Annotated in this window: 9 protein-coding genes; all 9 read left to right on the top strand. The window is 72.0% G+C overall.

Going from position 1 to position 9,898, the window contains the following annotated elements:
- Positions 1–1,381 (top strand): Ig-like domain-containing protein (locus tag NS331_RS26545; protein WP_206597310.1); only part of this gene is annotated, 1,381 nt, incomplete at its 5' end.
- 356 nt (positions 1,382–1,737) lie between these two features.
- Positions 1,738–3,384: an Ig-like domain-containing protein gene (locus NS331_RS02595; protein ID WP_153012724.1), complete on the top strand. Its 1,647-nt coding sequence runs from the start codon at positions 1,738–1,740 to the stop codon at positions 3,382–3,384.
- 95 nt (positions 3,385–3,479) lie between these two features.
- Entirely contained in the window at positions 3,480–4,025 is a 546-nt protein-coding gene (locus NS331_RS02590) for a shikimate kinase (RefSeq protein ID WP_275936443.1), read from the top strand.
- 9 nt (positions 4,026–4,034) lie between these two features.
- The gene (gene aroB / locus NS331_RS02585) at positions 4,035–5,147 is read left to right on the top strand and encodes a 3-dehydroquinate synthase (RefSeq protein ID WP_058640451.1); all 1,113 of its coding nucleotides are present in this window, start codon (positions 4,035–4,037) and stop codon (positions 5,145–5,147) included.
- A gap of 25 nt (positions 5,148–5,172) precedes the next feature.
- Entirely contained in the window at positions 5,173–6,306 is a 1,134-nt protein-coding gene (locus tag NS331_RS02580) for a deoxyguanosinetriphosphate triphosphohydrolase (protein ID WP_058640450.1), read from the top strand.
- Positions 6,303–7,547 carry an MFS transporter gene (locus tag NS331_RS02575; protein ID WP_058640449.1) on the top strand — a complete coding sequence of 415 codons (1,245 nt, stop codon included), beginning with the start codon at positions 6,303–6,305 and terminating at the stop codon, positions 7,545–7,547. Before NS331_RS02580 ends, NS331_RS02575 begins: the two co-directional genes overlap by 4 nt.
- Positions 7,548–7,622: 75 nt before the next feature.
- Entirely contained in the window at positions 7,623–8,189 is a 567-nt protein-coding gene (locus NS331_RS02570) for a DUF1415 domain-containing protein (RefSeq protein WP_242873626.1), read from the top strand.
- Positions 8,186–9,115 carry a class I SAM-dependent methyltransferase gene (locus NS331_RS02565; protein WP_058640447.1) on the top strand — a complete coding sequence of 310 codons (930 nt, stop codon included), beginning with the start codon at positions 8,186–8,188 and terminating at the stop codon, positions 9,113–9,115. The genes NS331_RS02570 and NS331_RS02565 overlap by 4 nt, the downstream gene beginning before the upstream one ends.
- Positions 9,116–9,118: 3 nt before the next feature.
- Positions 9,119–9,826 carry a transposase gene (locus NS331_RS02560; RefSeq protein WP_058640446.1) on the top strand — a complete coding sequence of 236 codons (708 nt, stop codon included), beginning with the start codon at positions 9,119–9,121 and terminating at the stop codon, positions 9,824–9,826.
- Positions 9,827–9,898: the final 72 nt, after the last annotated feature.

The raw sequence follows: 9,898 nt of genomic DNA, 5'->3' as shown, positions 1-9,898 counted from the left end.
CGTGCGCGGCGGCACCGGCGCCTCGACCACCTCGCTCACGGCCCTGGAGATCGGCCAGGCCGTCGCCGTCGTCAAGGACGCGTCCGGCAACCCGGTCAGCGGCACCATCGTCAAGTTCGCCGAAACCGGCGGCAGCCTGCTGACCATCTCGCCCGCGGCGGCCACGGCGCTGACCGATGCCAGCGGCCGCGCGACGGTGGAGATCCGTGCGGCCTCCGTGTCGAGCCTGGGTGCGACCACCATTACGGCTGCGGCCACGGTGGGTACCACGCCGGTGGCGGCGCAGAAGTCCATTGCCATTTCCAGCGCGCCTGCCGCGAGCGCGGTGAGCCCGCAACTGGCTGCCAAGGCGATCAACTTCCTGGACACGAACCCGGCCGACAAGTCGATCGTGATCAAGGGCGCCGGCGGCAACGGCCGCTCGGAGTCGGCCACGCTGCGCTTCCGCATCGTCGATGCCAACAACTCGCCCGTCAAGGGCGTGCTGGTGAACTTTGCCGTCAACGGCACCGGCGTCACCCTCAACGTGCCCACCGCCACCAGCGACACCGACGGCGTGGTCGTGACGACCGTGTCGTCCGGCAGCGTCGCCACGGTGGTCGTGGTGCAGGCCACGGTCAACGGCAGCAATGCGGTGACGACGCAGTCCGACCAGTTGACGGTGACGACGGGCACGGCGACGCAGGCGGGCTTCGACCTGTCCGCCACGAAGTACAACCTCAACTATCGCCAGTCCGGCGACAAGAGCACGATCACCGTTCGCATCGCCGATGCGAACGGCAACCCGGTGGCCGACGGCGTGCCGGTGGTGTTCACCTCCGACTTCCTGGCCGTGGGTTCGTCGTCGCGCGGCGGCTGCGTCACTGCAGGCGGCCTGTGCACCGTGGATCTGGTGGTCCAGGACCCGCGTCCGGCGGATGGCCAGTACGTGACGGTTACGGCGTCGACCCGCGTCGGCAGCGGGACGTCAATCAGCAAGGCGGTGCGATTCACTGCCAACGACGTCTCGCTCGTGAGCCTCTACACGGGGCCGACGGCAGCCAGCACCACGCAGGTGACGGCCTTCACGGTGTCTGCGGCCCAGTGCAATACGGTGCAGGTCCTGTCGCTCTTTGCAGGCACGCCGGCCGCCTTCCCGCCGCCGGCCGGCACCGCGGTCAGCGTCACGAGCAGCAATCCCACCCTGACGGCGGCGTTGGCCTCGCAGGCCACGATCGACGACGTGCTGTCCGATCCGCGCGTGCGCACCCGTGTCGACCTGCGGTTCACCCCGACCACCGCATCATGCACGGTGGGGGCGACGTCTCTGGTCGACGTGAGCTTCACTGCGGGCAACGGCATCAAGAGCACGAGCACCATCGCTGTGACCACAGTGCCCTAACGGGCCGCGCAGGGCCGCGCTGGCTTGCCGGACCGCGCGGCCTTCATTTCCCCTTCATTTCCTTTTCCACGCGGACCGCCCTGCAAGGGGCGGTCCGCGTTGTTTCGAGCGTGTCTCACTTTGCCGCCACGCTGGTCGGCATGGCCGGCCCTGGAAGGTCGGCGGTGGGCAAGGGCCAAGGCTTGTACCGCGACGGCGCCGTCCTACGCGGGGTGGCGTCCCGGTGGCGTTGCCGGCGGGGCTGCCTTCCCGAAAGCTGCTTGGCCGTGCGCTCCGCAGCGCGGTAAGTGGCCGGCCCATTGAGGTCTGGGCGCGCCGATCGTGCAGGGTGTGTAGCAAGCCGCGTCCCGCACAGCATGGATGCGGCGTCTTCATTGAAGTTCATGGACCGTGGGGAGAGGTTGATGCGAAGAGGAACTGCAAGGGCTTTCATCGGGGCCGGCATGGTGGTAATGGCCCTGGCGCTTGGCGCATGCGGTGGGGGCGGCGGCGGAGGCGGGTTTGCCTTTCCGTTCCCGACCGGCGGCGGTGCCGGCACCCAGCCGGCGCCTGGCGGGAGCGACGGCGGCGGCGGTGGCACGGGCACCGCACCGGTGCCCAAAGGCACGGTCACGCTGGATGTGCAGAGTGGCACCGGCGCGTCGACCGGTTCGCTCACGGCGGTGGAGATCGGCCGCGTGTCGGCCGTCGTCAAGGATGCCGCCGGTGCCCCGGTGCGCGGCGCCGTCGTGCGATTCACCGAGACGGGCGGCAGCCTGCTGAACCTTCCGGCGGCGGCCGGCACAGCCCTGACCGACGACGGCGGGCGCGCCAGCGCGGAACTCCGCGCGGCCTTGCCCACCGGGCTCGGCGCCACGGTCATCACGGCCACCACGTCGGTGGGCGGCACCAGCGTGTCGGCGCAGAAGGCGGTCACCATCACGGCCGCGCCGGCGGCCAGCGGGCTCAGCCCGCAGCAAGCCGTCACGACGATCGTGCTGCTGGACGTGAATCCGCCCGACCGGCTGATCGCGTCGAAGGGCGTGGCGGTCGACGGCCGTTCGGACACGGCCACCCTGCGCTTTCGCTTGATGGACCGCAACAACACGCCGGTGAAAGGCGCGCTGCTCAACTTCTCCGTCGACAGTGCCGATGTGACGCTCAACGTGTCCGGCGGCACCAGCGGGGACGACGGTGTGGTGACGACCTCGGTGTCGGCCGGCACCAAGGCGGCGGCCGCGGTGGTCAAGGCGGCGCTGGACGGCAGCAGCCTCGCCGTCCAGGCCGATCCGCTGACCGTCACGGCCGATGCCGCGCGGCTCGCGCGGGTGGATGCGGCCGCGGCCGTGCTCAACCTGAACGCCCGCGCCGGCGGCAGCCGCAGCACGGTCACCGTGGCGATGGCGGATGCCAACGGCAATCCGCTGCCGGACGGCGTGCCGGTCACCTTCACGGCGGACTTCCTGGCCGTCGGCGGTGCGTCGCGCGGCAACTGCGTCATCAGCGGTGGGCGCTGCAGCGTGGACCTCGTGGTGCAGGCCCCGAGCCCGGCCGACGAGCGGTTCATCCGGGTGGTGGCCTCGAGCCGGCTGGGCACGGGTGCCGTCATCAGCAAGGCAGCGCAGTTCAGCTACAACGATCCGATGCAGTTGGGCCTCTATGCCGGCCCGACGACTGCGGACGGCCGTAGTTTGTCCGAACTCACGATCTCGGCGGCCCAGTGCAACGCGGCCCAAGCCTTCGTGCTGTATGCCGGCACCCCGGCGGCCTTCCCGGCGCCCGCCGGCACCACGGTGGCCGTGAGGCCGCCGGACGCCAATCTGGCAACGGTCCTCGACTCGCCGTCGGTGATCGCGGACATGGCTGACGTGCCGCGCACGCGCACCCGGCTCGACTTGCGGCTGACACCGACGGGCCGTGCCTGCCAGGTCGGCTACGTCCAGGTCCTGGAAGCGCGCTTCACGACGCTGGCGCCCGACGGCTTCACGTACACCGTGCCCATCAATGTCAGAACGGTGCCCTGAGCGGCACGGGCGCAGCGGGGCTTGCTAGACTCCGCGACCCCCATCTCCTTCACGCGGACGCGTCCCCCGGGGCACGTCCGCGTTGTGTTTCCACCGTGCTCCATTCATCCATCGCCCTGGTCGGCATGCCCGGCGCCGGCAAGTCGGCGGTGGGCAAGGAACTCGGCCGCCGGCTGCACCTGGGCTTCACCGACAGCGACGTGCTCATCGAGCAGCGCATCGGCTGCTCCATCCGCGAATACTTCGAGCGCGAGGGCGAGGCCGCCTTCCGCGACCTGGAAGAACAGGTGCTGGCCGAACTCGGCCGCAGCGCCGGCGGCGTGGTGGCCACGGGCGGCGGCATCGTCATCCGGCCGGCCAACCGCGACTGCCTGAAGGGCGCCTTCCGCGTCATCTACCTGCATGCCTCGGCCGAGGACCTGTACCGCCGGTTGCGCCACGACACCAAGCGCCCCCTGCTGCAGGTGAGCGACCCGCTCGGCCGGCTGCGCGAGCTCTACGCCGCCCGCGACGCCCTGTACCGAGAGGTGGCGCATGCCGTGGTCGAGACCGGCCGCGCCTCCGTCGGCGCCGTGGTGGCCGGCGTGCAGCAGGCGCTGGAAAGCGCCCCGCCGGCCGAAGGCGCCGCCACCCCCCTCTAAACTCGGACGATGGCCGCAACCCCCCTTTCCGAGCGCGCCGTCCAGCAGGTCCACATCGACCTGGGCGAGCGCAGCTATCCCATCCTGATCGGCGACGGCCTGCTGGCGGATCCCGCCGTCTATGCCGCACTGCCGACGGCCGCCGCGGCGGTGATCGTGACCAACACCACCGTCGCGCCGCTCTACGCGCAGCAGCTCCAGGCGACCCTGGCCGGCCGCTTCGCCCAGGTGCAGCAGGTGCAGCTGCCCGACGGCGAGGCCCACAAGAACTGGCAGACGCTGCAGACCATCTTCGACGCGCTGCTCGGTGCCCAGTGCGACCGGCGCACGGTGCTCTTCGCCCTGGGCGGCGGCGTGGTGGGCGACATGACCGGCTTCGCGGCCGCCTGTTACATGCGCGGCGTGCCCTTCGTGCAGGTGCCGACCACGCTGCTGGCGCAGGTGGATTCCTCGGTGGGCGGCAAGACGGCCATCAACCATCCGCAGGGCAAGAACATGATCGGCGCCTTCTACCAGCCGCAGCTGGTGGTGTGCGACCTGGGCACGCTGCGCACGCTGCCGGCGCGCGAGGTGTCGGCCGGCCTGGCCGAGATCATCAAGTACGGGCCCATCGCCGACATGGCCTTCCTCGACTGGATCGAGGCCAACATCGACGCGCTGGTGGCGCGCGAGCCGGCGGCGCTGGCGCATGCCGTGCGCCGCAGCTGCGAGATCAAGGCCGCCGTGGTGGGCCAGGACGAGCGCGAGTCCGGCCTGCGCGCCATCCTCAACTTCGGCCACACCTTCGGCCATGCCATCGAGTCCGGCCTGGGCTACGGCGAATGGCTGCACGGGGAGGCGGTGGGCTGCGGCATGGTGATGGCCGCGTGGCTGTCGCAGAAGCTGGGCGGCGTCGATGCCGCCTTCGTCGAACGGCTGACGGCGCTGGTGCGCCGCGCCGGGCTGCCGGTGGTGGCGCCGGCGCTGGGCGCGCAGCGTTATCTCGACCTCATGCGCGTGGACAAGAAGGCCGAAGCCGGCGAGATCCGCTTCGTCGTCATCGACCGGCCCGGCAGTGCCGTGATGCGGCCGGCGCCCGATGCGCTGGTGCGCGAGGTGCTGGCCGAATGCGTGGCGCCTTGAGCACACGAACGGGCAGGGCAGCGCGATGAACGCGCCGGCCTGGGCCAGCGATCCCGCGCGCAGCCGCGGCCGCCGCTTCGCCGAGCCGCCCGCGCCCACGCGCGACGACTTCCAGCGCGACCGCGACCGCATCGTCCACTCCACGGCCTTCCGCCGGCTGGTCTACAAGACGCAGGTCTTCCTCAACCACGAGGGCGACCTGTTCCGCACACGCCTCACGCATTCGCTGGAAGTGGCGCAGCTGGGCCGCTCGGTGGCGCGCGCGCTCGGCCTGAACGAGGACCTGGTCGAGGCCATCGCTCTGGCGCACGACCTGGGCCACACGCCCTTCGGCCATGCCGGGCAGGACGAGCTCAACCGCTGCATGGCCGCGCACGGCGGCTTCGAGCACAACCTGCAGAGCCTGCGCGTGGTCGATGCGCTGGAGCACCGCTATCCCGGTTTCGACGGCCTGAACCTCAGCTTCGAGACGCGCGAGGGCATCCTCAAGCACTGCTCGCGCGCCAATGCCGAGCGGCTGGAAGCGCAGGAGCCCGGCGGCATCGGCCGGCGCTTCCTCGACGGCACCCAGCCGAGCCTGGAGGCGCAGCTCACCAACCTGGCCGACGAGATCGCCTACAACGCGCACGACATCGACGACGGCGTGCGCTCCGGCCTGCTGCAGCTGCCGGCATTGCAGGAAGTGGAGCTGTTCGACCGCCACCGCCGCCAGACGCTCGCCGAGCATCCGCAACTGGACGAGCGCCGGCTGCTGTACGAGGCCATCCGTCGCATGCTCAGCGAGCAGGTCTACGACCTGATCGACACCACGCGCGCCGCGCTGGCCGAGGCCGGGCCGGCGGATGCGGACGCGGTGCGGGGCCTGCCGCCGCTGGTGCGCTTCAGCGAGGGCATGCGGGCGCAGTCGGTGGCGCTCAAGCGCTTCCTGTTCGCCAACCTCTACCGGCATCCGCAGGTGATGCGCACCACCGGCCGCGCCCAGCAGGTGGTGCGCGAGTTGTTCGCGGCCTTCGTGCAGGGCGACATGGCCCTGCCGGAGCGCCACGCCGGCCGGCCCGACCGCCCGCGCGCCGTGGCCGACTACATCGCCGGCATGACCGACCGCTTCGCCGTGCGCGAGCACGAACGGCTCACCGGCCGGCCGTGGACCGACGAATGACGGCCCGGACGTCGCCGGCGGGCGGGCCGCCCGTGCCGCGCCACGCGGCCTTCTTCGTCGTGGCGGGCGGCGTCGCCGCGTCCATCCACCTGGGCAAGCTGCCGGCCGCCGTGCCCGCGCTGCAGGCCGAGCTGGGCATCTCGCTGGTGCAGGCCGGCTTCCTGCTGTCGGTGCTCCAGCTGGCGGGCATGGGCTTCGGCCTGCTGGCCGGGTTGCTGGCCGACGGACTGGGGCCGCGGCGCTGCATGCTGACGGGGCTGGCGCTGCTCACGCTGGCGTCGGCGACGGCCGGCGCCTGGGGCGAGTGGGGCGGCATCGGCTTCGCATCGCTGCTGGCGCTGCGCGTGGTGGAAGGCGCCGGCTTCCTGCTGGCGGTGATGCCGGGACCGGTGCTGGTGCGCCGGCTGGCGCCACCGGGTGCCGAAAAGTCGGCCCTGGGCTGGTGGGGTGCCTACATGCCGCTGGGCGTGTCGCTGGCGCTGCTGGCCGGTCCGCTGTTCCTGCACGTGGGCGGCTGGACGGGCTGGTGGCAGGGCGCCGCGCTGGTGTCGGCGATGGCGCTGGCAGGCGTGGTGCATGCCGTGCCGGCCGACGGCCCGCGGTCGCGGACGGCCGCCGGCGAGGGCTGGTCCGACCGGCTCGGCCTGACGCTTCGGGCGCCCGGCGCCTGGTGGGCGGCCCTCGCCTTCGGCATGTATGCGGCCCAGTGGATGGCGGTGATCGGCTTCCTGCCCACGATCTACGGCGCCGTGGGCCTGGCGCCGGGCTGGACGGCGGTGCTCACCGCCGTCGCCGCGGCCGTGAACATCGTGGGCAACGTCATGGGCGGCCGGCTGCTGCAGCGCGGCCATGCGCCGGCGCAGCTGCTGGTGCGCGGCTTCCTCGTGATGGCGGTGGCCGCCTTCGCGGCCTTCGTGCAGGTCGGCAGCGGTGCCGAGGCGTGGAGCCTGCCTGCCCCGGTGCGCTACCTGGCCGTCTGCGCCTTCTCGCTGGCGGGCGGCATGGTGCCCGCCACGCTGTTCATGCTGGGCGGGCGAATCGTGCCGCAGGCCGCCTCCACCACCGTCGGACTGATGCAGCAGGCCTCGTCGCTGGGCCAGTTCCTGGCGCCGCCGCTGGTGGGCTGGCTGGCGCAGCGGACGGGCGGCTGGCAATGGACCTGGGTGTTCACCCTGCTGTGTTCGCTGGCCGGCATCCGCCTGGCCCTTTGGCTGGGTCGCCGGGCGTCGCCGGCCGCTTGACGGGACAATCGGGCGCTGCACCGGCGCCGCGCGCCGGCGCGCCACGTTCTCTCCCACACCAGGATGATGCCTTCCATGACGATCGATGCCGACCAGGCCATCGCCGACACCCGCCGCTGGGTGGACCGGGCCGTGATCGGCCTGCAGCTGTGCCCCTTCGCCAAGGCCGTGCAGGTCCGCGGCCAGGTGCACTATGCCGTGCATGCCGGCGACGACCTGGACCGCCTGGCCGCCCGGTTGCTGGCCGAGGCCGAGGCCCTGCGGGCGCTGCCGGCGGACGTGCGCGACACCACCCTGCTCATCGTTCCCGACGCCTTGCACGACTTTTACGACTTCCACGATTTCTCCGGCCGCTGTGAGCGCCTGATGCGCCGCGCCGGCCACGAGGGCGAGCTGCAGCTGGCCAGCTTCCATCCGCGCTTCCAGTTCGCCGGCACCGACGAGGACGACATCGGCAACTTCACCAACCGCTCGCCGCATCCGGTGCTGCACCTGCTGCGCGAGGCGAGCATCGACCGGGCAGTGGACGCCTTCCCGAATGCCGCCGACATCTTCGAGCGCAACATCGACACGCTCGAGGCGCTGGGTGAGGGTGGCTGGGCGGCGCTGGACGTGGGCGCCGGGGCAGGGGGGCGGCCATGAAGCGCGCCAACGCCCGCCCGCCGCAGGCCCGCCAGGGCGCGACGGCGCCCCCGCCCGACGCTGCCCTGGCCGCCGAGCTGCGCCCCGGCCAGTCGGTCGAGCTGCTCAAGGAGCTGCACATCCTGACCCGCGACGGCCGGCTCAACCAGGATTCGCGGCGCAAGCTCAAGCAGGTCCACCACCTGTACCAGTTCATCGAGACCCTGCTGCTGGAGCTGCCCGACCAGGGCGCCGCCGCCACCGTGGCCGACCACGGCGCCGGCAAGTCCTACCTGGGCTTCATCCTGCACGACCTGTTCTTCAGGCCGCGCGGCGGCGGCGCCATCTACGGCATCGAGACGCGCGCCGAACTGGTCGAGCGCTCGCGGGCGCTGGCCGACCGGCTGGGCTTTTCGGGCATGCACTTCCTGGCGCTGTCGGTGGCCGAGTCCGCCACGTCCACCGCGCTGCCGGAAAAGATCGACATGGTGACCGCGCTGCATGCCTGCGACACCGCCACCGACGACGCCATTGCCTTCGGCTTGGCCAAGCAGGCCCGCTTCATGGTGCTGGTGCCCTGCTGCCAGGCCGAGGTGGCGGCCAGCCTGCGGCAGAACAAGGCGCTGTCGCTGGCGCGCACGCCGCTGGCCGAGCTGTGGCGGCACCCGCTGCACACCCGCGAGATCGGCAGCCAGCTCACCAACGTGCTGCGCTGCCTGTACCTGGAGGCCTGCGGCTACCAGGTGACGGTGACCGAACTGGTGGGCTGGGAGCACAGCATGAAGAACGAGCTGATCCTGGCGCGCCGCACCGGCCACCGCAAGGCCAGCGCGGCGCAGCGGCTGCGGGCCCTGCTGGCCGAATTCGGCCTGCAGGAACTGGCCGCCCGGCGCTTTCCGGCCCTGCCGCCGGCGGGGACCGCCGCCGGGGCCGCGCAGGAGGCCTGAGCCATGGCCCGGCTGCCCCGGCTGGCGCTCGCGGGCCATCCGCACCACCTGATCCAGCGCGGCAACAACGACCAGGCGGTGGTGGTCGACACCGCCGACCGCCAGATGCTGCTGGACACGCTGGGCGAGCAGGCGCAGCGCGCCGGCGTGGCGCTGCATGCCTACGTGATCCTGGAGGACCATTTCCACGTCCTGGCCACGCCGGCGACCGCCGAGGCGCTGTCGTTGTGGATGCAGGCCGTGGGGCGGCGCTACGTGCGCCACTTCAACGACCGCCATGGCCGGCGCGGCACGCTGTGGGAGGGCCGCTACCGCGGCACGGTGCTGCAGGCCGAGCGCTATTTCCTGCCCTGCATGGCCTACATCGACCAGCATCCGGTGCGGGCGGGGCTGGTGGAGCAGGCGCTCGGCTATGCATGGTCCAGCCACGGCCATTACGTGGGCCTGCGCACCGACCGCTTTCTCACGCCGCATGCGCTGTACTGGGCCCTGGGCAACACGCCCTTTGCGCGCGAAGCGGCGTACGCCGAAATGGTGCACGCCGGTCCGAGCCGTGCCGAGCAGCTGATGCTCACCGAGGCCACCCGCAAGGGCTGGGCGGCCGGCGATGCGGCCTTCGTCGAACGGCTGCAGGCCGACACGCCGCGCCGGCTGGCGCTGACGCGGGCCGGGCGCAAGCCCAGAACTCAGGACACCTCCGCCGCTGACTGAGGTCGAGGTCGGCAATGCAGCGCCGGCATGGCGAGGAATTTGATATGTCCCCAATTTAGATGAAGTGGGAAT

The organism is Pseudacidovorax intermedius (genome assembly GCF_001476815.1).
In the GTDB taxonomy this organism is placed as follows: domain Bacteria; phylum Pseudomonadota; class Gammaproteobacteria; order Burkholderiales; family Burkholderiaceae_C; genus Xenophilus; species Xenophilus intermedius_A.
This window is presented reverse-complemented; position numbering and strand designations above follow the sequence as displayed.

What these genes read in the sequence shown, in the direction of transcription:
- NS331_RS02560 (WP_058640446.1), top strand. Translation starts at nt 9,119, where the DNA reads ATGGCCCGGCTGCCCCGGCTGGCGCTCGCGGGCCATCCGCACCACCTG.
- NS331_RS02580 (WP_058640450.1), top strand. Translation starts at nt 5,173, where the DNA reads ATGAACGCGCCGGCCTGGGCCAGCGATCCCGCGCGCAGCCGCGGCCGC.
- NS331_RS02570 (WP_242873626.1), top strand. Translation starts at nt 7,623, where the DNA reads ATGACGATCGATGCCGACCAGGCCATCGCCGACACCCGCCGCTGGGTG.
- aroB (WP_058640451.1), top strand. Translation starts at nt 4,035, where the DNA reads ATGGCCGCAACCCCCCTTTCCGAGCGCGCCGTCCAGCAGGTCCACATC.
- NS331_RS02565 (WP_058640447.1), top strand. Translation starts at nt 8,186, where the DNA reads ATGAAGCGCGCCAACGCCCGCCCGCCGCAGGCCCGCCAGGGCGCGACG.
- NS331_RS02575 (WP_058640449.1), top strand. Translation starts at nt 6,303, where the DNA reads ATGACGGCCCGGACGTCGCCGGCGGGCGGGCCGCCCGTGCCGCGCCAC.
- NS331_RS02595 (WP_153012724.1), top strand. Translation starts at nt 1,738, where the DNA reads ATGGATGCGGCGTCTTCATTGAAGTTCATGGACCGTGGGGAGAGGTTG.